Source organism: Micromonospora sp. NPDC005237, from assembly GCF_040607775.1.
In the GTDB taxonomy this organism is placed as follows: Bacteria; Actinomycetota; Actinomycetes; order Mycobacteriales; family Micromonosporaceae; genus Micromonospora.
The window spans coordinates 598,997-624,711 of sequence record NZ_JBEXHJ010000003.1 but is presented as its reverse complement, the minus strand read 5'-3'; the positions used below and the strand labels follow the sequence as shown (position 1 = coordinate 624,711).

At 70.7% G+C, this 25,715-nt stretch carries 17 protein-coding genes and 2 tRNA genes; 18 read left to right on the top strand and 1 reads right to left on the bottom strand.

Annotation, left to right across the window (positions count from 1 at the left end; all coding sequences use genetic code 11):
• The first annotated feature begins 43 nt into the window (after positions 1-43).
• From ABZT87_RS11725 to ABZT87_RS11685, 9 genes are all read left to right on the top strand, one after another.
• Positions 44-652 carry an EboA domain-containing protein gene (locus tag ABZT87_RS11725; protein WP_355135266.1) on the top strand — a complete coding sequence of 203 codons (609 nt, stop codon included), beginning with the start codon at positions 44-46 and terminating at the stop codon, positions 650-652.
• Positions 653-1,507: a TatD family hydrolase gene (locus ABZT87_RS11720; protein ID WP_355064081.1), complete on the top strand. Its 855-nt coding sequence runs from the start codon at positions 653-655 to the stop codon at positions 1,505-1,507. It abuts the gene before it with no gap.
• Entirely contained in the window at positions 1,507-2,706 is a 1,200-nt protein-coding gene (eboE, locus tag ABZT87_RS11715; RefSeq protein WP_355135264.1) for a metabolite traffic protein EboE, read from the top strand. The genes ABZT87_RS11720 and eboE overlap by 1 nt, the downstream gene beginning before the upstream one ends.
• Positions 2,703-4,118 (top strand): nucleotide pyrophosphatase/phosphodiesterase family protein, encoded by a 1,416-nt coding sequence (locus ABZT87_RS11710; RefSeq protein WP_354854590.1) that lies wholly within the window; start codon positions 2,703-2,705, stop codon positions 4,116-4,118. The genes eboE and ABZT87_RS11710 overlap by 4 nt, the downstream gene beginning before the upstream one ends.
• Positions 4,115-5,182 carry a polyprenyl synthetase family protein gene (locus ABZT87_RS11705; protein ID WP_354854588.1) on the top strand — a complete coding sequence of 356 codons (1,068 nt, stop codon included), beginning with the start codon at positions 4,115-4,117 and terminating at the stop codon, positions 5,180-5,182. Before ABZT87_RS11710 ends, ABZT87_RS11705 begins: the two co-directional genes overlap by 4 nt.
• A gap of 280 nt (positions 5,183-5,462) precedes the next feature.
• Positions 5,463-8,318, top strand: a complete 2,856-nt coding sequence (locus ABZT87_RS11700) for a PQQ-dependent sugar dehydrogenase (protein ID WP_355135262.1) — start codon at positions 5,463-5,465, stop codon at positions 8,316-8,318.
• A 60-nt stretch (positions 8,319-8,378) separates the two neighbouring features.
• Positions 8,379-10,493, top strand: coding sequence for a ThuA domain-containing protein (locus ABZT87_RS11695; protein ID WP_355135260.1), 2,115 nt, complete (start codon positions 8,379-8,381; stop codon positions 10,491-10,493).
• Between the two features lie 290 nt (positions 10,494-10,783).
• Positions 10,784-11,287, top strand: coding sequence for an ATP-binding protein (locus tag ABZT87_RS11690; protein WP_355135258.1), 504 nt, complete (start codon positions 10,784-10,786; stop codon positions 11,285-11,287).
• Between the two features lie 213 nt (positions 11,288-11,500).
• Positions 11,501-12,508: a sugar phosphate isomerase/epimerase family protein gene (locus ABZT87_RS11685; protein ID WP_354854580.1), complete on the top strand. Its 1,008-nt coding sequence runs from the start codon at positions 11,501-11,503 to the stop codon at positions 12,506-12,508.
• 65 nt (positions 12,509-12,573) lie between these two features.
• Here ABZT87_RS11685 and ABZT87_RS11680 read toward each other — a convergent pair whose 3' ends face one another.
• On the bottom strand, positions 12,574-12,987 hold the full coding sequence (locus tag ABZT87_RS11680; RefSeq protein WP_355135256.1) for a hypothetical protein: 414 nt from the start codon (positions 12,985-12,987) through the stop codon (positions 12,574-12,576).
• A 293-nt stretch (positions 12,988-13,280) separates the two neighbouring features.
• Between ABZT87_RS11680 and ABZT87_RS11675 the strand changes: the two genes are divergently transcribed.
• From ABZT87_RS11675 to ABZT87_RS11635, 9 genes are all read left to right on the top strand, one after another.
• Positions 13,281-13,353: transfer RNA gene (locus ABZT87_RS11675), tRNA-Asn, on the top strand.
• Between the two features lie 329 nt (positions 13,354-13,682).
• Positions 13,683-15,806: an MMPL family transporter gene (locus tag ABZT87_RS11670; protein ID WP_355135254.1), complete on the top strand. Its 2,124-nt coding sequence runs from the start codon at positions 13,683-13,685 to the stop codon at positions 15,804-15,806.
• Positions 15,796-17,034, top strand: a complete 1,239-nt coding sequence (locus ABZT87_RS11665) for an FAD-dependent oxidoreductase (RefSeq protein ID WP_355135252.1) — start codon at positions 15,796-15,798, stop codon at positions 17,032-17,034. The genes ABZT87_RS11670 and ABZT87_RS11665 overlap by 11 nt, the downstream gene beginning before the upstream one ends.
• A 54-nt stretch (positions 17,035-17,088) precedes the next feature.
• Complete coding sequence (locus ABZT87_RS11660) at positions 17,089-18,036, top strand: hypothetical protein (protein ID WP_355135250.1); 948 nt, start codon at positions 17,089-17,091, stop codon at positions 18,034-18,036.
• On the top strand, positions 18,033-19,721 hold the full coding sequence (locus ABZT87_RS11655) for an insulinase family protein (protein WP_355135248.1): 1,689 nt from the start codon (positions 18,033-18,035) through the stop codon (positions 19,719-19,721). The genes ABZT87_RS11660 and ABZT87_RS11655 overlap by 4 nt, the downstream gene beginning before the upstream one ends.
• A 61-nt stretch (positions 19,722-19,782) precedes the next feature.
• Positions 19,783-19,859 (top strand) — tRNA-Ile (locus ABZT87_RS11650).
• 255 nt (positions 19,860-20,114) lie between these two features.
• Complete coding sequence (locus ABZT87_RS11645) at positions 20,115-20,411, top strand: hypothetical protein (protein WP_355135246.1); 297 nt, start codon at positions 20,115-20,117, stop codon at positions 20,409-20,411.
• Positions 20,412-20,628: 217 nt separating this feature from the next.
• Positions 20,629-24,813 (top strand): AAA domain-containing protein, encoded by a 4,185-nt coding sequence (locus tag ABZT87_RS11640; protein WP_355135244.1) that lies wholly within the window; start codon positions 20,629-20,631, stop codon positions 24,811-24,813.
• The gene (locus ABZT87_RS11635) at positions 24,810-25,646 is read left to right on the top strand and encodes a hypothetical protein (RefSeq protein ID WP_355135242.1); all 837 of its coding nucleotides are present in this window, start codon (positions 24,810-24,812) and stop codon (positions 25,644-25,646) included. Before ABZT87_RS11640 ends, ABZT87_RS11635 begins: the two co-directional genes overlap by 4 nt.
• The last annotated feature ends 69 nt before the right edge of the window (positions 25,647-25,715 follow it).

Here is a 25,715-nt window from a genome sequence, read left to right as displayed (position 1 = left end):
GGCACCCGCGGAGCGGCGCAGCAGCACAAGGGGAGGAGACGGGATGACACCGGATTCACTACGGGCCGCGCTGCGGGGCGTACCCGATCCCGATTGGCTGGACGAGGCGCTGCGCCAGGTCGCGGCCGAGCCCACCGCGATCGCCCGGCTCTTTCCCGCCGTCGGCCGGCGTTGCGGTCGGGCCGCGTTGCCCGACGCCCCCGGCTGGACCGCCGACGACGCGGCCCGGGTGCTGCTGCTCACCGCCCTGCCGGGCGAGCACGCCTCGTACGCCGAGAGCCTCTACCAGCACGGTGACGCGGCCGAGCGGCGGGCCGTGCTGCGGGCCCTGCCGCTGCTGCCGATCGGCGCCGCCGGGGTGCCGCTGCTGCATGACGCGATCCGGACCAACGACACCCGGCTGATCGCCGCCGCCCTCGGCCCGTACGCCCGGCACCTCGACCCGGCCGCCTGGCGGCAGGCGGTGCTCAAGTGCGTGTTCAGCGGCGTGCCGTTGGCCGTGGTCGCCGACCTGGAGACCCGCGCCGACGGGGAGCTGGCCGGGATGCTGGCCGCGCTCACCGCCGAGCGGCACGCCGCCGGCCGGGAGATGCCCGCCGACGCCACCGACCTGCTCGACCGGCTCACCGCCGCACTGCCCCGGGAGGCGTGAATGCGCATCTTCGACCCCCACATCCACATGACCTCACGCACCACCGACGACTACGAACGGATGGCCGCCGCCGGGGTGCGCGCGGTGGTGGAGCCGGCGTTCTGGCTGGGCCAGCCGCGTACCAGCGCCGCCTCGTTCATCGACTACTTCGACTCGCTCATCGGCTGGGAGCCCTTCCGGGCCGGGCAGTTCGGGGTGCGGCACCACGCCACGATCGCGCTCAACCCCAAGGAGGCCAACGACCCGCGCTGCCGCCCGGTGCTCGACCTGCTGCCCCGCTACCTGGACAAGGACGCGGTCGTGGCGGTCGGCGAGATCGGGTACGACTCGATGACGCCGGAGGAGGACGAGGCCTTCGCGGCGCAGCTCGCCCTCGCCGTGGCGTACGACCTGCCGGCGCTGGTGCACACCCCGCACCGGGACAAGGCGCGCGGCTGCGAGCGCACCCTCGCCGTGGTCGCCGAATCCGGCATCGACGCGGGTCGCGTGGTCGTCGACCACCTCAACGAGGTGACCGTCAAGCTCGTCCGGGACAGCGGCTGCTGGCTGGGTTTCTCCATCTACCCGGACACGAAGATGACGCCGCAGCGGATGGTCGATCTGCTGCGCGAGTACGGCACGGAGCGGATGCTGGTCAACTCGGCCGCCGACTGGGGTCGCTCCGATCCGCTGCTGACCCGGGCCACCGCGGAGGCGATGCTGCTCGCCGGGTTCAGCGACGACGACGTCGACCGGGTGCTGTGGCGCAACCCGGTGGAGTTCTACGGCCAGTCCGGTCGGCTCGACCTGAGCGACCTCGACGTCACCGCCGTGGACCCGCAGACCGGCAACTCGATCCTGCGCGGCGGCAGCTGATGCGGCTGCGACATGCCGGCGGCGACACCGTCCATCTCGGCTACTGCACCAACGTGCACCCCGCCGAGGACCTCGCCGGCATCCTCGGTCAACTGGACACCTACGCCGTACCGGTGCGGGAAGCGCTCGGCAGCGACCTGCTCGGCCTCGGCCTGTGGCTGGCCGCCCCGGTCGCCGCCGAGCTGGCCGCCGACCCGGCGCTGCGTCTGCGGCTGCGCGCCGAGCTGGACGCGCGCGGGCTGGAGGTGGTCACCCTCAACGGCTTCCCGTACGCGGCCTTCCAGGCGCCGGTGGTCAAGCAGGACGTGTACCACCCGGACTGGACCACCGAGCAGCGGCTGACGTACACAGTGGATCTGGCTCGGGTGCTCGCCGACCTGCTGCCCGACGACGCCGCCCGGGGCTCGATCTCCACCCTGCCGCTGGCCTGGCGGCGGCCCTGGGACACCGAGCGGGCCGACGCCGCCCGACGCCGGCTGGACCAGCTCGCCGCCGGCCTGGCCGCGGTGCAGCGCGACACCGGCCGCGAGGTGCGGGTCGCCTTCGAGCCGGAGCCCGGCTGTGTGGTGGAGAGCACCGGGCAGGCAGCCACGCTGCTGGACGGCATCGACACCGACCGGTTGGGCGTCTGCCTCGACCTGGCCCACCTGGCGTGCGCCTGGGAGGAGCCGGCCGAGGCGTTGGAACGACTGCGGGCGGCCGGACTGCCCGTGGTGAAGGTGCAGGTCTCCGCCGCCGTCGAGGCGGCCGACCCGGCCGGCGGCGCGGACGCGTTGCGCCGCTGGGTGGAGCCGCGCTTCCTGCACCAGACCCGGGGCGCCGGCTGCGCCGGTCTGGCCGACCCGGCCGATGCGGCGTACGCGGCCGACGACCTGGACGAGGCGTTGGACCGGGAGCTGCCCGGCCCGTGGCGGGTGCACTACCACGTGCCGCTGCACGCCCCACCGGAGGAACCGCTCGGGTCGACCCTGCCCGTCCTGCGCGCCGCGCTGAGAGCGCTCTACAGCGGGCCGGCCGCCGGGTGCGACCACCTCGACGTCGAGACGTACACCTGGGGGGTTCTACCGGCCGCGCGGCGGCCGGGCACCGACGCGGAGCTGGCCGCCGGCATCGCCGCCGAGCTGGCCTTCGCCCGAGACGAACTGGTCGGCCTCGGGCTGACCCCGGAACACACCGTGACCGCGGGAGTGACGCGATGAGCCGACGACTGGTGGTACTCGACGTGGTGGGGCTGACCCCCCGCCTGCTGGCGCACATGCCTCGGCTGCGCGGCGTCGCCGACGGTGGCTTCCGGGCCGAGCTGGGCACCGTGCTGCCCGCGGTGACCTGCTCGGTGCAGTCCACCTTCCTCACCGGCGAGCAGCCCAGCGGGCACGGCATCGTCGGCAACGGGTGGTACTTCCGGGAGCTGGGCGAGGTGTTGCTGTGGCGGCAGCACAACGCGCTGGTCGGCGGGGACAAGCTCTGGCAGGCGGCCCGTCGGGCCGAACCGGGCTACACCGTGGCCAACGTCTGCTGGTGGTACGCCATGGGCGCGGACGTCAACTGGACCGTCACGCCGCGACCGGTGTACTACGCCGACGGCCGGAAGGAGCCGGACTGCTACACCGACCCGCCGGAGCTGCACGACGCGCTCACCGGGCGGCTGGGCACCTTCCCGCTGTTCACCTACTGGGGGCCGACCGCCGGGCTGCCGTCGTCGCGGTGGATCTGCCAGGCCGCCGAGCAGATCCTGGCCGACGTGTCACCCGACCTGACCCTGGTCTACGTCCCCCACCTGGACTACGACCTGCAACGCTTCGGCCCCTCGTCGGCCCAGGCCGCCGCCGCGGCGGCCGAGCTGGACGCGGTGCTCGGCCCGCTGCTGGACGCCGCACGGGCCCGCGACGCGACAGTGGTGGTGCTCTCCGAGTACGGCATCACCGACGTGTCCCGGCCGGTGGACGTCAACCGGCTGCTGCGTGCCGAGGGGCTGCTGCGGGTGCACACCCAGGCCGGCATGGAGTACCTCGACCCGTGGACGTCGAAAGCGTTCGCGGTCGCCGACCACCAGGTCGCGCACGTCTACGTCAAGGACCCGGCCGATGTGCCGGCGGTGGCGAAGCTCTGCGCCGGGCTGCCCGGGGTGGCCGAGGTGCTCGACGCCGAGGGCAAGGCCGCGCACGGGCTGGACCACCCGCGCGCCGGCGAGCTGGTGCTGGTGGCCGAGCCGGACTCCTGGTTCACCTACTACTACTGGCTCGACGACGCCCGCGCGCCGGACTTCGCCCGGCTGGTCGAGATCCACCGCAAGCCGGGGTACGACCCCGCCGAGCTGTTCTTCGACCCGGCCAACCCCGGTGCCGCGAAGGCTCGCGCAGGCGTGGCGCTGGCCCGCAAGAAGCTCGGCATGCGCTACCTGATGAGCGCCGTCGGCCTGGACGCCGGCGCCCAGGCGGTACGCGGCTCACACGGGCGGCTGCCCAGCGACCCGGCGGACGCCCCGGTGCTGCTCTGCTCCGACCCGTCCGCTGCCCGGGACCGGGTCGCGGCCACCGAGGTGAAGGCGCTGCTGCTGGAGTTGGCCGGGTTGGCCAACGGCGACGGTGGCCGGACCGGGGTGGGATCGTGACGTCCACCGTCGCCCCGACGGACGCGAGCAGGCTGCGGGAGCGCTTCGACGCGGAGTTGGCCGCCTTCCTCGACCGGCAGGGCCCGGACTGGCCCGACGGAGCGCCGCGCGGGGTGTTCACCGCGCTGCAACGGTTCGTGCTGGCCGGCGGAAAGCGGCTGCGTCCGCTGTTCTGCTACTGGGGCTGGCGGGCTGCCGGGGCTGCCGACGGCCGCCCGATCGTGGTGGCCGCGGCGGCGCTGGAGCTGTTCCACGCTTTCGCGCTGATCCACGACGACATCCTGGACGGCAGCGACCGCCGCCGGGGCGAACCGTCGGTGCACCGCCTCTTCGCCGACCTGCACGCCCGCTCGTCGTGGCGCGGCGACCCCGAGGCGTACGGGCGCAACACCGCCCTGCTCTGCGGGGACCTCTGCGCGGCCTGGTCGGATCAGATGTTCCACGAGTGCGGGCTGGACACCGAACAGGTGCACCGGGGCTACGCCGTGTTCGCGCTGATGCGTACCGAGGTGATCGCGGGGGAGTACCTCGACCTGGTCTCCGGGGTGGGTGACGGCTCGGTGGCCAGCGCGCTCACCGTGATACGGATGAAGGCTGCCCGGTACACGGTCACCCGACCGTTGCAGATCGGCGCGGCGCTGGCCGGGGCGGGGCCGGAGCTGATCGCGGCTCTCGGCGAGTTCGGTGATCCGTTGGGTGACGCGTTCCAGCTCCGCGACGACGTGTTGGGCGTCTTCGGTGATCCGGCGGTCACCGGCAAGTCGATCCTGGACGACCTGCGCGAGGGCAAGCCCACGGTGATGATGGCGCTGGCCCGCAGCGCCGCCGACCGGTCGCAGACCCTGCGGCTGCGTGAGCTGTTCGGCAACCCGAAGTTGGACGCGGACGGCGCGGTCGAGCTGCGCGAGATCATCGAGGCCACCGGCGCCCGGGACCGGATCGAACAGATGATCAGGATCCGCAAGGAAGCGGCGACGGGAGCGCTGGCGGCGATCCCGCTCCCGGATTCGGTACGGGCGGCGTTGGTGGGGTTGGCCAGTCAGGTGACCGGTCGGCAGTCGTGACGTGTCGGCGTCGCGTGCCGCCCCTCGTCGGGTGCGGCACGCGACGCCCTTTCTGGGGTCCCAACCCGGCAACTTTCGATCAAATCGACGAAAGTTGATGCTGGATCGTCGGAAGGTATGGACACATCGACATGCGCGACTTAGTGTCGGGGCCAACACGACATTGTTTCGTCGAGGTGAACCGGCGGCGCGGTAACCCATCGACCCCACCACCGCTACGGCATCCGGCGCGACGGCGCGCGCCCGGCCTGGCTTCATTCGTCAGGAAGGGACAGCACAGATGTCCAACAAGGACGCACCCCCTCGTCGATCCCGACGATGGCTCTCCACCGGATCGGCCCTGCTCCTCGTGGCCGCGGCCGGCACGGTCACGCTCGCGGCCAGCCCGACACCGGCCCAGGCGCACACGATCAACGCCACCGACTTCCAGCAGGTCGAACTCGCCCGGGGCGTGTCCGACATGGGTGAGCCGATGTCGTTGGCCGTGCTGCCGGACCGTTCGGTCCTGCACACCGCCCGCAACGGCACGCTGCGCCGCACCGACGCGAACGGCACCACGTCGGTGATCGGCACCCTGTCGGTCTACAACCACGACGAAGAGGGGTTGCAGGGCGTCGGCGTCGACCCGAACTTCGCCAGCAACCGGCAGATCTTCCTCTACTACGCGCCGCCGCTGTCCACCCCCGCCGGCGACGCGCCCGCGACCGGCACCGACTTCTCGGCCTGGCAGGGAGTGAACCGCCTCTCCCGGTTCACCCTCAACGCCGACTTCACGATCAACCAGGCCAGCAAGGTCGACGTGCTCGACGTACCGGCCGATCGCGGCCTGTGCTGCCACGTCGGCGGGGACATCGACTTCGACGCCGCCGGCAACCTCTACCTGTCCACCGGCGACGACACCAACCCGTTCGACTCCGCCGGCTACTCGCCCATCGACGAGCGGACCAACCGCAACCCGGGGTACGACGCGCAGCGCAGCGCCGGCAACACCAACGACCTGCGCGGCAAGATCCTGCGGATCAAGGTGAACGCGAACGGGACGTACTCCATCCCGTCGGGCAACCTGTTCGCGCCCGGCACGGCCAAGACCCGGCCGGAGATCTACGCGATGGGGTTCCGCAACCCCTTCCGGATCAGCGTGGACAAGGGCACCGGGGTCGTCTACGTCGGTGACTACGGGCCGGACGCCGGCACCACCAGCTCCACCCGCGGGCCGTCCGGCCAGGTCGAGTTCAACCGGGTCGCCGCGCCGGGCAACTTCGGCTGGCCGTACTGCACCGGCACGAACACCACGACCGAGACGTACAACGAGTGGGACTTCGCCACCAACGCCAGCGGAGCGAAGTACAACTGCGCCGGCGGGCCGACCAACAACTCGTTCCGCAACACCGGCCTGACCACCCTGCCGCCGGCCCAGCCGGCCTGGATCCGGTACGCCGGCGACGCCGGCACCCCGACCGAGTTCGGCGGCGGCTCCGAGTCGCCGATGGCCGGCCCGGTCTACCGCTACAACGCCTCGTCGACCTCCACCACGAAGTTCCCGCAGTCGTTCGATGGCCAGTTCTTCGCCACCGAGTTCGGCCGGGGCTGGATCAAGCCCATCCACGTCAACTCCGACGGATCCCGGGGCACCATCGACGCCTTTCCCTGGGTCGGCAAGCAGGTGATGGACTCGGCCTTCGGCCCGGACGGCTCGTACTACGTGCTCGACTACGGCACCGGCTACTTCAACGGTGACGCCAACTCGGCGCTCTACCGCTTCGACTACGTCGGCGGCGGCAACCGGGCGCCCAGCGCCGCGGCGAGCGCGAACAAGACCTCCGGCGCGGCCCCGCTGACCGTGGTGTTCTCCTCGGCCGGCTCGTCCGACCCCGAGGGCGGGGCGTTGACCTACTCGTGGAACTTCGGCGACGGCACCACCTCCACGACGGCGAACCCGACGAAGACGTACAGCACGAACGGCACCTACACCGCCACGCTGACCGTACGGGACCCGCAGGGCGCCACCGGCAGCGCCAGCGTGCAGATCAGCGTCGGCAACACCGCGCCCACGGTGACCATCAACAACCCCGGCAACGGGCAGTTGTTCAGCTTCGGTGACACCGTGCCGTACAGCATCACGGTGACCGACCCGGAGGACGGCACGATCGACTGCACGAAGGTCAAGATGACCTACGTGCTCGGGCACGACCAGCACGGGCACCAGATCACCTCGAAGACCGGCTGCTCCGGCTCGATCACCATCCCGGTCGACGGTGAGCACGACGACGCGGCGAACATCTTCGCCATCTTCGACGCCGAGTACACCGACGCCGGTGGGCTGACCACGCACACCCAGCACACGCTGCCGCCGCGCCACCGCCAGGCCGAGTTCTTCGGCAGCTCGTCCGGGATCAACGTGTTCAGCAAGACCCCGGCCGAGGGCGGCAAGACCGTCGGCGACATCAACGACGGCGACTGGATCGCGTTCCAGCCGTACCGGCTCGGCAACGTCACCTCGTTCACCGCCCGGGTCTCCTCGGCGGGCGCCGGCGGCACCCTCCAGGTGCGGGCCGGCTCGGCCACCGGCACGGTGCTCGGCTCCGCCACGGTCCCGGTGACCGGCGGCTGGGAGACCTTCACCACGGTCACCGGGGCGATCACCAACCCGCCGACCGGCACCACCACGCTCTACCTGACCTTCGCGGGTACGGGCACCGGCGCGCTCTACGACCTGGACGCGTTCACCTTCACCACCGGCTCGGCCCCCGTCGGCGGGACCGGCCCGATCAAGGGCCTGGGCGGCAAGTGCCTCGACGTACGCAACGCCGCCACCGCCGACGGCACGCAGATCCAGATCTATACCTGTAACGCCAGTGCGGCCCAGACCTGGGCGGTCACGCCGAACTCCACAATCAAGTCGTTGGGCAAGTGCCTGGACGTCTCCGGTGCCGGCACCGCCGACGGCACCAAGATCCAGCTCTACACCTGCAACGGCACCGGGGCGCAGAACTGGGCCGGGCAGGCCGACGGCACGCTCCGCAACGTGGCGTCCGGGAAGTGCCTGGACGTCTCCGGAAGCAACTCCGCGGACAGCACCGTGGTGAACCTCTGGACCTGCACCGCCGCCGCGAACCAAAAGTGGACCCTGCCCTGAGCTGAGCGGAGGGGCTCCCGCCACACGGGAGCCCCTCCCCACCGTCGATAGGAGAGCGACATGCGCAGACTCCTGCGAACCGTCCTCGGCGCGACCACCGCCGTCCTCGCCGTCATCGCCTGCACCACCCCGGCCACCCCGGCCAGCGCCGCCGACGCCCCGTACGACGTGCTGGTGTTCTCCAAGACCGCCGGCTTCCGCCACGACGCGATCCCGGTCGGCATCCAGACCATCCGGGACCTGGGCGCCGCGAACAACTTCACCGTGACCGCCACCGAGGACGCCGCCGCGTTCACCACCGCCAACCTCGCCCAGTACGAGGCGGTCGTCTTCCTCAACACCACCGGCGACGTGCTCAACGCCACCCAGCAGACCGCCTTCGAGTCGTACATCGGGTCCGGCCGCGGGTACGTGGGTGTGCACGCCGCCGCCGACACCGAGTACGACTGGCCGTTCTACGGCAACCTGGTCGGCGCGTGGTTCGCCTCGCACCCGGCCATCCAGCAGGCCAACGTCAAGGTGGAGGACCGGGGGAACGCGGCCACGGGGCACCTGCCGCAGACCTGGACCCGCACCGACGAGTGGTACAACTACCGCACCAACGCCCGGTCCACCGCACACGTGCTGGCCACCCTGGACGAATCGTCGTACTCCGGGGGCGGCATGGGCGCCGACCACCCGCACTCCTGGTGCAAGAGCTACAGCGGCGGCCGGTCCTTCTACACCGGCGGCGGGCACACCCAGGCGTCGTACGCCGAGCCGGCGTTCCGGGCCCACCTGCTCGGCGGCATCCGGTACGCGGCCGGTCGGAGCAAGGCCGACTGCCGGCCCGAAACCGGCTACACCCCGCTCTACAACGGCTCCACCACCGGCTGGTCGCAGGCCGGGCCGGGCAACTTCACCAACTCCGACGCCACCCTCACCTCGGTGGGCGGCATGGGCCTGTACTGGTACAGCGCCAAGCAGTTCACCAACTACTCGCTGAAGCTGGACTGGAAGCTGGCCGGCGACGACAACTCGGGCGTGTTCATCGGCTTCCCGCCGTCGAGCGACCCGTGGTCGGCCGTCGACAACGGCTACGAGATCCAAATCGACGCCACCGACGCGGCGGACCGCACCACCGGCTCGGTCTACACCTTCAAGTCCGCGGACCTCGCGGCCCGCGACGCGGCGCTCAACGCGCCGGGGGAGTGGAACACCTACGAGCTGCTGGTCGAGGGCGAGCGGCTGCAGATCTTCCTCAACGGGGTGAAGATCAACGACTTCACCAACACCAATCCGGTACGGTCGCTGGCCGGCCACATCGGCATCCAGAACCACGGCACCGGCGACGACGCCTCGTTCCGCAACATCCGGATCAAGGAGCTGGGCACCACGCCTCCCCCGAGCGGGAACACCACCATCCAGGCCGAGTCGTTCAGCTCGGCCAACGGGGTCTCCGCGTTCACCAAGGCGGGCGCCAACGGTGGTCAGACCGTCGGCTACATCGACCCGGGTGACTGGGCCGCGTACAACGGCGTGGACCTGACCGGCGTCACCTCGTTCACCTCCCGGGTGGTCTCCGGCGGCGCGGGCGGCACCATCCAGGTCCGCACCGGCTCGGCCACCGGTCCGGTGCTCGGCACGGTCACGGTGCCCAACACCGGCAGTTGGACGACGTTCGCCAACGTCACCGCGGCGCTGTCCAACGTCCCGTCCGGCACCCAGAACCTCTACCTCACGTTTGGCGGCAGCGGCACCGGGCTCTTCGACGTGGACGACTTCACCCTGGTCAAGGGGACCGGCGGCAGCACCGGGGTCGGCCCGGTCAAGGGCCTCGCCGGCAAGTGCCTGGACGTGCGCAGCGGCGCCACTGCCGACGGCACCCAGATCCAGATCTACACCTGCAACGGCAGTACGGCGCAGACCTGGACCGTGACGCCGAACTCGACGATCAAGGCGCTCGGCAAGTGCCTCGACGTGTCCGGCAGCGGCACCGCCGACGGCACCAAGATCCAGCTCTGGACCTGCAACGGCACCGGCGCGCAGAACTGGGCGGCCCAGTCCGACGGCAGCCTGCGCAACACGTCCTCGGGCAAGTGCCTGGACGTCTCCGGCAACAACTCGGCGGACAGCACCATCGTCCACCTCTGGACCTGCAACGGCGCGGCCAACCAGAAGTGGACCCTGCCCTGACCGACTGAGCACGCTGGGGTCGCCGGTCACGGCCGGCGGCCCCTGCGAGCCACCCGCTACCGACGCCACCCGATCCTGGTGTCAGTCGCAGCCGCACCGGACGCGCTCCGCCTCACCGGGCGTGTCCCAGTCACCCGGGGTTGCTCGACGCGCCCCACAAGGCCGGCCCCACCGAACGGGGCCGGCCTTGTCTCGCACGGGTGGTTTCGCGCCGGGGTCCGCATCGCCGTTGGGCGCGTTGCGTGGACGCCGCGGGCCCACTCTCAGGAGGCTGCCGTACCTTGACCAGCATGGGGCGTTTCGCGCGATGGCACCGGATGGCGCGGACCCAGGGGCACCGCCTGCGCGCAGCGCTGCACCGGGCCGAGGAGCCCGACCCGTTGACCGGGCCGGCTCCCAGCCTGAACCGTCTCGACGCGCTGGCAGAGGAGTTCGCCGCAGGCCAGCCCGTGCGTTGGAGCCTCGGCGGGGCACCCCGGCCGCTGCCCGGCGCGGTCGACGTGGCGGCGTACCGGATCATCGAGGAGTCGCTGGCCGACGCGCGTCGACACGCCCCCGGCGCGGCGGTGGCGGTCCGGCTGCGCTACGACGCCGAGGGCGTCACCATCGAGGTACGCGACGACGGCGCCGATGCCGCGACGCCGGCCGGGGAGACCCGGGGCGCCGGGCGGGGGCTGGCCGCGGTGCGCGGGCGCACCGAGCGGGTCGGTGGCACCTTCTCCGCCGGCCCGAATCCCGGCGGCGGGTTCACCGTCCGGGCGGTCCTGCCCGCGCCCGAAGAAGCGGCCGAGTGACGATCCGGGGCTTTCGCGATGGGGCCCAACGGAAATAGGGTGGAGGTGGCGACCGTGACGGTGGCCGGTGACCCGGTGGGAGGCGCAACCCGCCGGGCTCAGGTGCGCTCGGCATCCACCGGTGTTCCGCCTCGGTGCCACGTACCGGTCTGACCGGTCACCCTCGCCCCGGTCCGCACAACGGAATCCCCATCACATCAGGGGAGAAGGACAATGGCGCGACCCATCACGCTCTTCACCGGCCAGTGGGCCGACCTTCCGTTCGAGGAGGTCTGCCGGCTCGCCTCCGAGTGGGGCTACGACGGTCTGGAGATCGCCTGCTGGGGCGACCACTTCGAGGTCGACAAGGCGCTCGCCGACGACTCGTACGTCGACCGCAAGCGGGAGACGCTCGCGAAGCACAACCTCGAGGTCTTCACGATCTCCAACCACCTCGTCGGTCAGGCGGTCTGCGACCATCCGATCGACGAGCGGCACCAGGACATCCTGCCCGCCCGGATCTGGGGCGACGGGGAGCCCGAGGGGGTCCGCCAGCGGGCCGCCGAGGAGATCAAGGACACCGCGCGGGCCGCGGCGAAGCTCGGGGTGAAGACCGTCGTCGGGTTCACCGGGTCGTCGATCTGGCACACCCTGGCGATGTTCCCGCCGGTGCCGCCGTCGATGATCGAGCGCGGCTACCAGGACTTCGCCGATCGGTGGAACCCGATCCTCGACGTGTTCGACGAGGTCGGGGTGCGGTTCGCGCACGAGGTGCACCCCAGCGAGATCGCGTACGACTACTGGACGACCAAGCGGACCCTGGAGGCGATCGGCAACCGGCCCGCGTTCGGGCTGAACTGGGACCCGTCGCACTTCGTCTGGCAGGAGCTGGACCCGGTGAACTTCATCTTCGACTTCGCCGACCGGATCTACCACGTGGACTGCAAGGACGCGAAGGTGCGTACCGGCGATGGCCGGCGCGGCCGGCTCGCCTCGCACCTGCCCTGGGCCGACCTGCGCCGCGGCTGGGACTTCGTCTCCACCGGGCACGGCGACGTGCCCTGGGAGGACTGCTTCCGGGCGTTGAACGCGATCGGCTACACCGGCCCGATCTCCGTCGAGTGGGAGGACGCCGGGATGGATCGCCTGGTCGGCGCCCCGGAGGCACTGCAGTTCGTCCGCCGGCTCGCCTTCGACGCCCCGAGCGCCGCCTTCGACGCGGCGTTCAGCAGCAAGGACTGACCACAGTTCGGACAGACCACGGGCCGGTCGCCGTCAGGCGACCGGCCCGTCTACGTGCGGATGGGTCAGAGCGTGCTGCCGTTGGTGCCCGAGCCGGACGGCTTGGTGCGGGGGGTGGTGGCCGACGGCGACCCGGAGGTCGTGCCGACCGTGCTGCTGCCCGTCGAGCCGGAGCCCGCCTTGGCGGCCACCGTGGCGGGCGTGCCGGCGAACGCGTCGTCGGCGGCGGTCAGCTCCTGCTTGCCGGTGCTGCCGTTGCCCAGCTTCTCGCCCAGCTTGGTCTGGCCGAGCTTGTCCTTGCCCTCGCTGTAGAGCCGGTTGGCCTGGGCCTGCGCGACCCCGGCCGCCTCCTGGACGGTCGGGTGGTCGAGCACCTTGCGGCCCCGAACCACGAGCTCTTCGTACTTCTCCCGGCCGGCACGGGCGCCCAGGACGAATCCCGCAGCCAGCCCGCCAAGAAACATGATCTTTCCGCGCATGGCGGCTCCTTCCGTACCTGACGCGCCGTCGCCCCCGCCGGGTTGCCCCGTCGGGCGCGACAAATTCGCGCCTGCGTCCTCTGTCCGCAGCTAACTACCCATCCTGCTCCCCGCTCAAGCCTGCTTGTGCCGGGATGGCGATTTGTCCCGATTGCGATCCGGCCGTGGCGCTGACCTGGGAATCTGGATCAAGGCGGCTGCGGGTGCAACCCACTGGACCACCACCGGGGGATGTCCTGTACTCTTGTCCCGTCGCAGGGCACCGGCGAGATCCGGTTCCAGGCGGTGCACGATCCCCTGTAGCTCAATTGGCAGAGCAGCCGGCTGTTAACCGGCAGGTTATTGGTTCGAGTCCAATCGGGGGAGCTTCTCCACCAACGCCCGTCGGCAGCATGCCGACGGGCGTTTCTGCTGTACCCACGTCCCGCGCCCCCCCCCGCCCCGGCGGGCCCGACCCTTGCCCCCGCGACCGTGGCAGCAACTTCGGGGATGTTGCTGCCTCCCGCGTGCCGGAGGCAGCAACATCCCCGTTGTTGTGACGATCTTGGCGGCGTGGGGTGCGGGGCGCGGGGCGCGGGGCGCGGGGCGGAATGGGAGGTTTGGGCCGCTTGCGGCTCCCGTGCCCGGCAGGATGGTCGATGTCGACCCAGACTCCAGCTGCGTCGATTGATGCGTCGATTCTTGGGGTGAGCGCAATGTCCGGACGAGGCGGCTTCGGCCGGGCCACACTGGTCGCGGTGGCGGTCGTGCTGGCCTGGCTGGTGATCGGCGGTGTGGCCGGCCCGTACGCCGGGCGTCTCAGCGAGGTCGCCACCAACGACAACGCCGCCTTCCTGCCCACCGACGCCGAGGCGACCCGGGCCCAGGACCTCGCCGGCGGCTTCGTCGACCGGCAGACCGTGCCGGCGCTGGTCGTCTACGAGCGGTCCGCGGGGATCACCGACGCGGACCGGCAGCGGGTGAGCGCCGACGCCGCCCGTTTCGCCCAGGTGCCCGGCGTGGTCAACCCGCTGCCCCCGCCGATTCCCAGCGAGGACGGCCAGGCACTCCAGATCGTCGTGCCGGTGGACGACGCCGAGGGCGAGGAGATCGGCTCGGTCGTCGAACAGTTGCGCGACATCGCCGGCGGCGACCGGGACGGGCTCACCGTGGACGTCGCCGGCCCGGCCGGCCTGCTCGCCGACCTGATCGAGGTCTTCTCCGCCATCGACGGGCCACTGCTGCTCGTCACGCTCGTGGTGGTGCTGATCATCCTGCTGATCGTCTACCGCAGCCCGGTCCTGTGGATCTTTCCGCTGCTGGCCGCCGGAATGTCGTACGCGCTGGCCTCGGTCTTCGTCTACCTGCTCGCCGACGCCGACATCGTCAAGCTCAACGGCCAGGCACAGGGCATCCTCACCGTGCTGGTCTTCGGCGCCGGCACCGACTACGCGCTGCTGATGATCGCCCGCTACCGCGAGGAGCTGCACCGGCACGACCGCCCGTGGGACGCGATGCGCACCGCGTGGAGGGGCGCCGCGCCGGCCATCATCGCGTCCGGCGGCACGGTCATCGTCAGCCTGCTCTGCCTGCTGCTGTCCAGCCTCAACTCGAACCGGGCGCTCGGCCCGGTCGCCGCCATCGGCATCGCCGCCACCCTGCTGGTGATGCTCACCTTCCTGCCGGCGTTGCTGGTGCTGGGCGGCCGGTGGGCGTTCTGGCCCCGACGTCCCCGAGCCGACCAGGCCGACCCGCGGGCCGAGCACGGCATCTGGAGTCGCATCGCCGGTTTCGTGGCCCGGCACGCCCGACCGATCTGGCTGAGCACCGCCGTCGTCCTGGCTCTCCTCACGCTCGGCCTGACCCAGCTCGGCGCCACCACCCTCGGTCAGTCCGACCTGTTCACCCAGCGCACCGACTCGGTGGACGGCCAGGACGTGATCGCCCGGCACTACCCGGCCGGCACCGGCAGCCCGGCAACCATCTTCACCACCGAGCAGAGCGCACGGCAGGTGGCGCAGGTGGCCCAGGGCGTACGCGGCGTCGCCGACGTCCGTCCGCTCTCCAGCGGCCCGCAGACCGGCCCGCCCGAGGAGAACGCCGCCCCGAAGGTCGTCGACGGGCGGGTGCAGTTGGAGGCGACGCTCGCCGACCCGCCCGACAGCGACGGCGCCGAGCAGACCATCCGCGACCTGCGGGTGGCCGTACACCAGGTGCCCGGCGCGGACGCCGTGGTGGGCGGCTTCACCGCGATCAACGTGGACACCTCGGACGCCGCGAAGCGCGACCAGAACGTCATCATCCCGGTGGTGCTGGTGGTCATCGCGGTCATCCTGGCCCTGCTGCTGCGGGCCCTCCTCGCTCCGGTGCTGCTCATCGGCACGGTGCTGCTCAGCTTCGCGGCGACCCTCGGTCTCTGCGCGCTGCTGTTCCGCCACGTCTTCGACTTCCCCGGCGTGGACTCGTCGTTCCCGCTGTTCGCGTTCGTCTTCCTGGTCGCCCTCGGGATCGACTACAACATCTTCCTGATGAGCCGGGTCCGCGAGGAGTCGGTCAAGCGGGGCACCCGCGCCGGTGTGCTCGCCGGCCTCGCCGTCACCGGCGGGGTGATCACCTCCGCCGGCATCGTGCTCGCCGCGACCTTCTCCGCCCTGGCCGTCCTGCCGCTGGTGGTGCTCGTCGAGCTGGGTACCGCCGTCGCGATCGGGGTACTGATCGACACGATCATCGTCCGGTCGCTGCTGGTGCCCGCGCTCGCGTACGACATCGGGCCGAAGATCTGGTGGCCGGGCCGCTTGTCCCGGACGAACGGCGAGCGGGAGGCGCGCGATGCTGGCTGAGACCGACGTGGTCGTCGTCGGCGGGGGCCTGGCCGGGCTCGCCGCCGCCCGCCGGCTGCACCGCGCCGGCGTGCCCTGGCGGCTGCTGGAGGCCGGCAGCCGGCTCGGCGGCCGGGTCGCCACCGACGTCGTGGACGGCTACCTGATCGACCGCGGTTTCCAGGTGCTCAACACGGCCTACCCGCGGCTCGGCACGCTGCTCGACACCGACCGGCTCAACCTCGGCTACTTCACGTCCGGGGTGCTGGTGCGCCGGGGCGACGACCTGCTGCGGCTGGTCAACCCACTGCGCGAACCGGCCGGCGGGCCGCGTACCGCGCTGGCCGGCGTGGGCTCGCTGCTCGACCGGCTGCGCTTCGCCGCGCTCGCCACCGGCTGCGCCACGCTGCCGGTGTCCCGGCTGCTCTCCGCGCCGGAGACCCGCGCCGAGACGGCGCTGCGCCGCGCCGGTCTCTCCGACGCGATCATCGAGGAGCTGCTGCGGCCGTTCCTGTCCGGCGTGTTCATCGACCGGGAGCTGGCCACCTCCAGCCACGTGCTCGCGATGGTGCTGCGCTCGTTCGCCCGCGGCCGGATCGGTCTGCCCGCCGAGGGGATGGCCGCGCTGCCCCGGGCCATCGCCGACCCGCTCCCCGCCGACCTGCTCGACCGGGACACCCCGGTCGCGCAGGTCGCGCCCGGCCGGGTCCGCACCCAGGCCGGCGACATCCGCTGCCGAGCCGTCGTGGTCGCCGTTGACCCGCCTGCCGCGGCCGCGCTGCTGCCGGCCCTGGCGACGGTACGCATGCACAGCTACACCACCTACTACCACAGCGCGCCCGAGCCGCCGCTCGCCGAGCCGATCCTGCTCGTCGACGGCGACCGGCGGGAGATCGTCGCGAACACGGTGGTGCTCAGCAACGCCGCCAGCACGTACGCGCCCGCCGGACGGCACCTCGTGGCCACGTCGGTGGTGGGTCCGACGGCCCCGCCCGAGTCGACCATCCGGGCTGAGTTGACCCGGCTGTACGGTCGATCCACCGCCGACTGGACCCACCTCACCACAGTGGTCGTCCCGGACGCGCTGCCCGCCGCGCCGCCGCCGCAGGGGCGGCTGCGCAAGCCCGTGTCGGTGGGGGAGGGGCTGTTCGTGGCCGGTGACCACCGCGACAGTCCATCGATCCAGGGCGCTCTCGCCAGCGGCTGGCGTGCCGCCGGGGCGGTGCTGAAGGAGTTGCGCGCCGGCTGAGCCCGCCTCGAACGAGGGCCCCGCAGCCGTAGTTGATCACCTATGATCGCCGCCATGCCCGCCCCCCTCCCGGCGCCCACCTTCGATGCCGCTGCCGCGTACCCCGAGGTCAACGACCTGCGCAAGGCGCTCGACGCCGCCGACTGGCCCGCCGTCCGGGCCGTGTTCGCCGACCGGGACCCCGCCTTTCACACACTGCTCGTCAGGGAGGCCGGCGACCACGCCGGGTCCGCGGCGTTCCTGCACCGCGTGTACGACGACGACCCCACCGACAGGCTGGCGGGCACCCTGCACGGCACTCACCTCATCTGCGACGGCTGGCGGATCCGCAGCTCCTACCGGGCCCGACACGTCAGCCGGTCGCAGTTCGAACAGTTCCATGAACACCTGCGTCGCGCCGAGCGGGTGCTCATCGACGTCACCGCCCGGTACCCCGACGACGCGGCCGCCTGGACTGAACGGATCATCATCGCCCGGGGTCTGCAACTGGGCCAGAACGAGGCACGCCGCCGCTACGACCGACTCGCCCAGCACCACCCCCACCACGCCCCCGCACAGGCGGCCCTGCTCCAGCAGCTCTGCCCGAAGTGGAGCGGCGACTGGGACCGGGCCTTCGCCTTCGCCCGCGAGTGCGCGCAGGCCGCTCCCGCCGGGGCGCCCAACGCCGTGCTGGTCGCCGAGGCGCACCTGGAACGCTGGCTGGACTTCGACACCGACCGGGAGCGCACCGCGTACGTGCGCAGCACGCCCGTCGTGGACGAGGTGATGCAGGCCGGGCAGCGATCCGTGCTGCACGCGGACTTCGTCGACCGGCCGGGCTGGGTCTGGATCCGCTCGACGTTCGCGCTGATGTTCAGCCTCACCGAGCAGTGGCCCGCCGCCGCCAGCCAGTTCACCGCCCTGGGCAACCTGGGCACCGAATACCCCTGGGCCTACGTCGACGACGCCGAGGGCTTCACGAAGTACCGCGCGAAGGCGTACGCGAAGGGTGGCCAGTCATGATCCAGCACCTGGACGTGGACGGGGTGCCCACGCTGCTCGCCCCCACCGGCGGGCCGATGCGCGCCGGGCTGACCTTCCGGGTCGGCACCGCCGACGAGACGCTCAGCCGCGCCGGCATCACCCATCTCATCGAGCACCTCGCGCTCGCACCGCTCGGCCTGGCTGACTACCACGTCAACGGCGTGACCGCCCCGGCGTTCACCATGTTCCACACCCAGGGCTCCGAGGCGGACATCGCGGCGTTCATGACCGCCGTCTGCGGGCACCTGTCCGACCTGCCGGTGGCGCGGCTGGACGTCGAGAAGGACATCCTGCGCACCGAGTGGAGCAGCCGGGGCGCCGCCGCGATCGACGACATCCCGCTGTGGCGACACGGCGCGCGGGACTTCGGGCTGAGCAGCTACCCGGAGTGGGGCCTGGGCGCGCTCACCGCGGACCACCTGCGCGAGTGGGCGGCCCGCTCGTTCACCCGGGAGAACGCGGTGCTCTGGATCGCCGGCGACCGGGTGCCCGCCGGGCTACGCCTCGCACTGCCCAGCGGCGTCCGTCAGCCGGTGCCGGCGGTCTCGTCGGCTCTGCCGCAGACCCCGGCGTACTTCGTCAACGGCGCCCGCGCCGTGGTGCTCGACTCGGTGGTGCGGCGCAGCACCGCCGCGGCCGTCTTCTCCGGCGTGCTGGAGCGGGAGCTGTACCGGTCGCTGCGCCAGGAGTCCGGGCTCTCCTACACCACCACGACGGGGTACGAGCCGCGCGGCGACGGGTACGCCACGCTGCGGGCGCTCGCCGACGCGCTGGCGGAGAAGCAGGACGCCGTGCTCGGCGGCTTCGTCGACGTGCTGGCGAAGCTGCGGGTCGGGCGGATCGAGCAGGCCGACCTGGACGCCACCATCGCCAAGCGGGAGGACGTGCTCGGCACCGCCGAGATCGACGCCGCGCGACTGCCGGGGTACGCCCTCAACGTGTTGACCGGCGAGCCGAACCTCAGCATCGACGAGCACCGGGCCGAGCTGAAGGCCGTCAGCCTCGCCGACCTGCGCCAGGTGGCCGGTGAGGTGACGTCGTCCGCGCTGCTCATGGTGCCGGGCGGGCTCCGCGCCGACTGGGCCGGCTTCGTCGCGGCGCCCACCCACTCCAGCGACACGGTCGACGGCACCACGTACGCGGCGAAGCAGGGTGCCGGCGCGCTCCGCATCGGCGTGGACGGGGTGACCTACCTGGGCACCGACGGGCCGCTGACCGTCCGGTACGCCGACTGCTCCGCGATGCTCGCCTGGCCCGACGGGGCGCGGCAACTGATCGGCTCGGACGCCATCGTGCTGCACGTCGAGCCGACGATGTTCAACCTGCACCCGGCGGCGCTTCCGGTCATCGACGCCCAGGTGCCCGCCGACCGGCACATCGCCATGCCGGCCCGCACACCGGACTCCATCCCGCAGCCGTCGGCCGCCGAAAAGCCGGCCGCAACGCCCGCCGACCGCCCCTGGTGGGAGATCGCGGCGATCGTGGTCAGCGGCGTGGCCGTCCTGTTGGCGGGCGCGGTGAGCCTGCTGCTGACGTACGTCATGGTCGCCGCCGGCACCGAGCCGGGCGAGGAATGGCTCTGGGGCGTCGTCGTGGCGGGCTGGCTGCTCACTGTTATCCTCGCGTTGCCCATCGTGCTGCTGTGGCGACGGCGGCGGGAATGAGGCGGGGCCACACCGGTGCTGGCCCGTGATCCACCGAGCGGGATAAGATCCGCGCGGTGTCGGGGCGGTAGCTCAGCCGGTTAGAGCAGGGGACTCATAATCCCTCGGTCGCGGGTTCGAGTCCCGCCCGCCCCACCAGCCCAAACGCTATCGTCGATCTTGCCGTGGTGCTACTCGCGGTGCCAGCGTCTATGCGGTCGCGCCACCGGGACCGTATACCTGGATGAGGACTTCGGCGGCGTCGTTGGTGCCCGCGAACTTCTGTCGTGGCAGTCGCGCTGCTTACCATGCAGCGGCTGTACCTGGGCCTAGTGCGATGAGCCGTTCGGTCGATGCAGCATCTGGACGAGATCAGTCGTTGACCAGCTCGGTGATCACCACCAGGTGCATGTCATGGTGATGAAGGATTGTCGAGCGGCACTATCAGTAGCGGGCCATTCGCCGGATCGCCGAGACCTTCGAGGGCGACGCACAGCGCTCAACGCCGCGCAGCTTGACTTCATCAATCTAGTCATCAACGACCTGACTGCCACCGGTGTGATGGACCCGGGTCGCCTCTACGAGTCTCCGTTCAACGCCATCGCGCCTCACGGGCCCGAAGTGCTGTTCCCATCGGCGGACGTGGGCCGGCTCTGTGTGATCCTCGCCGTCGTCAAGCGGAACGCTATGCCGGCAACCGAGGCGGTCTGATGGCCTGCCACCACCGACGAGTTCCAAGTCGATCACAGAGCGCAGGTGCAGTCGGCCCTGCTGGGCCGAGCTTCTCACGGCAAGACCTGCCGGCGCGAGTTGGCCTCCACTCGGGCAATGCCCACCCTGGCACTGCCAAATCCGGCCTGATTGATAGCCAACACAGCTTGGCGACAACTGGACTGGCGGATGGTTTTTGCTGAGTGAGGTTATTCCGATGGCGTTCTTGTCAGAAATCCGACGCATAGACCGACACGTCATCCGGCCTATCCTGGAGGGCTTTGCCTCGGGCCAACGGCCCGGCGGATCAGCTTTGGCGTACGTCGACCGACTTGGAGACGAGATGCTGTTGACCCAACCGGATGTGCTCCACCTCGTCCAACAGGCCGCCGGCCGGTGGGCAGACCAACTGGTCGACTTCGGCCCGCGCAACACGCTGCTCTACTTCAAGGAGCGACAGACCACCACCCTCGATCTCGCCGAGGCGGCTGCTGAGGTGGTCGCCGATCTGATCCGAGGACAGAAGGTTCGCCTACGGACGCTGTTCCCGGACCAAGACCGGCACAACACCGCCTGCAACACTGCCCGCAGTCTCCGCCGGAAGCTGGTCGAGCTGGAGGAGGAGCAGGGCATCCAGGCCGGTTGGGTGACCCGCGGTCTGCTCTGCATGGTCGGTCCGTACACCCGCGGGTCCGTGCCGATGCAACCGCTGCGGGCGCCGCTGATCCTGCAGCAGCTTGCCCTGGACAGCAGGACGGTGACCGAGAATGACTTCACGCTGGAGCTGTCAGAGTCACCTGAGATCAATCCCGTTCTCCTGTACGCGCTGGAGCGGCAGTACGGCGTGGAGGCGGACATCAGCGCCCTGGGCGAGAAGCTGAGCGCGATGCTGTCCGAGATCGCTGACCCAGACCAGCAGCTGAGCTCCGCCTACCAGCTGATCGCCGAGGCAGTAGCTCCCAGCGGCCTATCTCTCCGGCTCGAGCCCGCGGTGGTTGCCGGCGTCTTCAGCTTCGACAAGCTCCCCATGGTCGAGGACCTGCGCAACTCGGCCGAGCTGCTCGCATCACATCCGGTGATCGGCGCAATGGCGGGCGACCGCGACGCTCGACAACAGCTGCGCACTGAGCAAGCTCAGGGGTCCAGCTCCAGTGCCGATCGGATCGATCCGGCCAACGAGTTCCTGGTCCACGACGCGGACTCGTCTCAGCAGTCGGCGATCGACGCGGTGCTGTCCGGCCGGCATGTGGTCATCGAGGGCCCACCCGGCACGGGCAAGAGTCAGACGATCGCGAACATCATCGCGTACATGGCCGCGATGGGTCGCAGCGTGCTGTTCGTCTCCGAGAAGCGGGCTGCCATCGAAGCGGTGATGAACCGCCTTGGCGACGTCGGGCTCGACAACCTGGTGTTCGACCTGCACGACCGCAAGATCAGCAAGCGGCAGGTCGCCCAACGCATCGCCAATGTCCTCACTCAAGCCGGCGCCGAACCACCCGTCGACACCGACGAACTGCACCGCCGCCTACAGAGCCGCCGGGCCGCAGCAAAACGGCATCCGGCCGAGCTGCACGAGGTACGGCAGCCCTGGGGCGTGAGCGCCTTTCAGATCATCGAGCAGCTCCTCGCGCTTCCGACGTGCGACGTCAGCGGCTACAACCTGCGCGCATCCGAGCTGCGGAACCTCGACCGGTCGAGGCTTGAGTCCGCGCGGGAGGACCTTCGGACGTTCGTGGATCGTGGCGGCCTGAGGATCTGGCGCGGGGAGTCGCCGTGGGCGAAGGCCGTCATCCGCACCCCAGACGATGTCGGCAAGGTGCTGGTGCATCTCGAAGAACTCGCGGCCGGTGCCCTGCAGGGCGCACAGCGCCAGATCCGGGACTTGGTCGACCGAGCGGGGCTGGACGTGCCGGACGACCTCGCTGCGTGGAAGGATCTGTTTGACCTGCTCAGCGAGGTCGACCGCACGATCGCCAGCTACGGCGAGCAGGTCTTCGGCCCGGATCTGGACGACTTCGTCTATGCGACAGCACCTGGGCGATCCCGGCCGCGCCGTTCGGAGCCGCTCGGGATCTTCCGCCGGTTCCAACTGCGCCGCGAGCTGCGGCGGACTTGTCCGGCCGCTCCCCGGAATCGATCCGAGATGTACCAGGGCCTGGTCGCCGCAGTGGACCAGCGTGAGCGGTGGCGGAAGCTCAGCCGTCAAGACAGCGCACCCACTGCTCTGGCGGGCGCCGACCTGTGCATGTCGTCCTTCACGCAGGTGCGTAACCACCTCGCTGCGGTGGCGGCATGTGCCCGGATCGATGGCCTTGAGCGTGGAACCACCACGACCGCGGCCAACACGCTCGCCGAGTTGAACGCCGACCGCGAGACGTTGTTCCTGATGCCCGACCTGAACAAGCAGCAGCAGCTGTTCCGCTCGCTAGGGCTGAGCCACATGCTCGACGACCTGGCCACCCGGCAGGTCTCGAGCGACGAGGCAGCCGACACCCTGTTGCGCTCCTGGTTGCAGGTGGTCCTCGACGAGATGCGCATGCGGGTCCCGTACCTCGGTCAGTTCGTCGGGCAGCAGCATGCCACGGTGGTCCAGGACTTCCGCGCTGCGGACAGCCGGCACATCGAGATGGCCGCCCGGCACGTGCGCCGCAACGTGGCAGTGAACCTCCGGAAGGCTCGAGACGCCTATCCCGACCAGAACGGCCTCGTCCGGCGGGAGGCGGCCAAGAAGAGCCGGCACCTCTCTCTTCGGAAGCTGCTCAGCAGCGCACCGGAGGTGCTCCTCGCCGCGTTTCCGTGCTGGGCCATGTCACCACTGGTGGTCAGTCGCATCCTGCCGCCCGAGCGGTCGTTCGACATGGTGATCTTCGACGAGGCGAGCCAGATCGAGCCGCACGACGCGGTCGCCTCGATCATGCGTGGCACCCAGCTCGTCGTGGCCGGCGACCCGAAGCAACTCCCACCCACGCCGTTCTTCCGGCGCCTCGTTCAGCAGAGCCCGGCTGGCGAGGACGACGATCTCCGCGACGAGAGCCTCGAGGACTACGAGTCCGTTCTTGACGTCCTCGGTGGCCTTATCTCGGACCGGTACCGCTTGACCTGGCACTACCGCAGCCGAGACGAGCGCCTGATCGCATTCTCGAACGTCGAGATCTACAACCGGTCCCTCGTCACGTTCCCCGGCGTGCAGGTCGACAGCCCGCTGCGCTTGGAGACAGTGGACGGCCGTGTCGCCCCCGGGCAGGGCGGTTCATCAACCGAGGAGGTCAACAGAGCGGTCGAGCTGATTCTCGAGCACGCCGAGCAGCGACCAGACGAGAGCCTCGGCGTCATCACCATGGGGCAGAAGCACGCCCTGCGGATTGAAGCGACCCTGCGCAGCCGACGCCGCGAGCATGAGCACCTCGACGACTTCTTCTCGCAGGACCAGGCCGCGAGCCAGCGGTTCTTCATCAAGAGCCTGGAAAACGTCCAGGGCGACGAGCGGGACGCCATCATCCTGAGTATCGGCTACGCCAAGACCAGAGATGGCCGACTTCCGCTGCGCTTCGGACCGCTCAACCAGGAGGGCGGTGAACGGCGCCTCAACGTCGCGGTCACCCGAGCGCGTAGTCGGATGACCGTGGTGAGCGCCTTCTCCCACCACGACATGGACCCGAACCAGACCGCGGCAACACGGAACCGCGGACCCGAACTGCTCCGCCGTTACCTGGAGTTCGTTGACCTAGGCGGCGACCTCGGCGCGCGACAGCACACCGGGGTCGAGCTCAACGGCCTCGAACGCAGCGTCCTCAAGGCTCTCCAGCAGCAGGGCATCAACGCCGTGCCGCAGTGGGGTGTCTCCGGCTACCGCATCGACCTGGCCCTCGCCCACCCAGACCAGCCCGGCCGCATGGTCCTCGCTGTGGAGACCGACGGTCACTCGTACCACCAGGCACACAGCGCCCGGGACCGGGACCGGCTGCGCCAGCAACACCTCGAGCGCCTCGGGTGGGAGTTCCATCGCATCTGGTCGACCGACTGGTACGTGGATCCGGCAGGCCAGACAGCCCGACTCATCGCCCGCTGGAAGCAGGCGGTCGACCGCGCCAACCACGCCGCGGGGAGCCACCCCGTACCGCCGGCACGCCGGCCCGCTCAGCCACCGTCGCCGCCGGCGACCCGCCGTGGCCCACGCCCCGACGTGCCGATCGGTCTGCGGATCACCGACTACACGCGGGAACAGCTGGTACGGATCTGCACCTGGCTGGTGAGCGACCAGCTTCAGCGTGATCGGGATGAGCGCCTCCAGGAGGCCATGAGCGAACTTGGCTTCCGCAAGCGGGGCTCAATCATCCTCCAGCGCCTGAACGAAGCACTCGACATCGCGCAGCAGCGCGCCGACCGGGAGGTGTCCCGATGATTGCCCTCGACCCGCTCACTCTGGAACGCGTCGCTCGCCTGATCTGCGACGTCGATGGTCCCTACGAGCGGACCGGTACGCAGATCGAGCGTTTCCTTCACCGAGTCCGGTGGCCTGGCGATCCGCAGTACGACGGCTCTCCGCGGATCCCCTGGCTGACAGAAGTACTCAATTCCCATGCCGATGACGCCGCCGCCCTCGACCGGCTGCTCTGTCGCATCGGCGATCCGCTGGAGTACGACGGCGGCGTCGAGGCCGCCGAGCCGATCGCGCAGGAGCTGAACCGCATCCTGGCCCCCGAACAGCTCACCATCACCTACATCGGCGGGCGTCCCGTGCTCGGGCAGCTCAGCCAGAGCAGCGACGTTCCCCTGTACGGGCCGCCGCCAGATCTCCACGAGCGGGTGCGACGACTAACCGGGAACAGCAAGGCGGTCGACGTCCTTATGGCGCGCGCCGACGAAGCGTCGATCTGCCAGAACAACGGGGCCTACGCGCTGGCGATCATCGGCATCGGCAGCTTCGTCGAAGGGCTGCTGCACGTCGTGGTGACTGATCGCGACGAGACGGTGCGAAGGAACGGCCTGGTCGGCCGGGGTGGCCGACGGGTTCCGGCCGAACGAGCGGGCCTTCACCTGCTTCTCGAGTACGCGCATCGACAGGAATGGGTCCAGACCGACGCGAAGGACTTCATGGAGAAAGTCCGGGACTACCGGAACTTTGTCCACCCCCGCCACCAGGTCGAGTACGGACTCGTGCCCGACCTGGACACGGTGCGGATGTGCTGGGCGCCTGTACACGCGCTTCTCAACGACCTGGAATCCGCACCATGATCAAAAGCTCATCTCGGTGACCAGCAAGCAAGCGGATTGACCTCTCCTTGTCCAGATGCCGACCTCGAC

What these genes read in the sequence shown, in the direction of transcription:
- ABZT87_RS11695 (WP_355135260.1), top strand. Translation starts at nt 8,379, where the DNA reads ATGCGCAGACTCCTGCGAACCGTCCTCGGCGCGACCACCGCCGTCCTC.
- ABZT87_RS11645 (WP_355135246.1), top strand. Translation starts at nt 20,115, where the DNA reads ATGGTGATGAAGGATTGTCGAGCGGCACTATCAGTAGCGGGCCATTCG.
- eboE (WP_355135264.1), top strand. Translation starts at nt 1,507, where the DNA reads ATGCGGCTGCGACATGCCGGCGGCGACACCGTCCATCTCGGCTACTGC.
- ABZT87_RS11635 (WP_355135242.1), top strand. Translation starts at nt 24,810, where the DNA reads ATGATTGCCCTCGACCCGCTCACTCTGGAACGCGTCGCTCGCCTGATC.
- ABZT87_RS11720 (WP_355064081.1), top strand. Translation starts at nt 653, where the DNA reads ATGCGCATCTTCGACCCCCACATCCACATGACCTCACGCACCACCGAC.
- ABZT87_RS11710 (WP_354854590.1), top strand. Translation starts at nt 2,703, where the DNA reads ATGAGCCGACGACTGGTGGTACTCGACGTGGTGGGGCTGACCCCCCGC.
- ABZT87_RS11680 (WP_355135256.1), bottom strand. Translation starts at nt 12,987, where the DNA reads ATGCGCGGAAAGATCATGTTTCTTGGCGGGCTGGCTGCGGGATTCGTC.
- ABZT87_RS11660 (WP_355135250.1), top strand. Translation starts at nt 17,089, where the DNA reads ATGCCCGCCCCCCTCCCGGCGCCCACCTTCGATGCCGCTGCCGCGTAC.
- ABZT87_RS11670 (WP_355135254.1), top strand. Translation starts at nt 13,683, where the DNA reads ATGTCCGGACGAGGCGGCTTCGGCCGGGCCACACTGGTCGCGGTGGCG.
- ABZT87_RS11685 (WP_354854580.1), top strand. Translation starts at nt 11,501, where the DNA reads ATGGCGCGACCCATCACGCTCTTCACCGGCCAGTGGGCCGACCTTCCG.
- ABZT87_RS11640 (WP_355135244.1), top strand. Translation starts at nt 20,629, where the DNA reads ATGGCGTTCTTGTCAGAAATCCGACGCATAGACCGACACGTCATCCGG.
- ABZT87_RS11725 (WP_355135266.1), top strand. Translation starts at nt 44, where the DNA reads ATGACACCGGATTCACTACGGGCCGCGCTGCGGGGCGTACCCGATCCC.
- ABZT87_RS11655 (WP_355135248.1), top strand. Translation starts at nt 18,033, where the DNA reads ATGATCCAGCACCTGGACGTGGACGGGGTGCCCACGCTGCTCGCCCCC.
- ABZT87_RS11690 (WP_355135258.1), top strand. Translation starts at nt 10,784, where the DNA reads ATGGGGCGTTTCGCGCGATGGCACCGGATGGCGCGGACCCAGGGGCAC.
- ABZT87_RS11665 (WP_355135252.1), top strand. Translation starts at nt 15,796, where the DNA reads ATGCTGGCTGAGACCGACGTGGTCGTCGTCGGCGGGGGCCTGGCCGGG.
- ABZT87_RS11700 (WP_355135262.1), top strand. Translation starts at nt 5,463, where the DNA reads ATGTCCAACAAGGACGCACCCCCTCGTCGATCCCGACGATGGCTCTCC.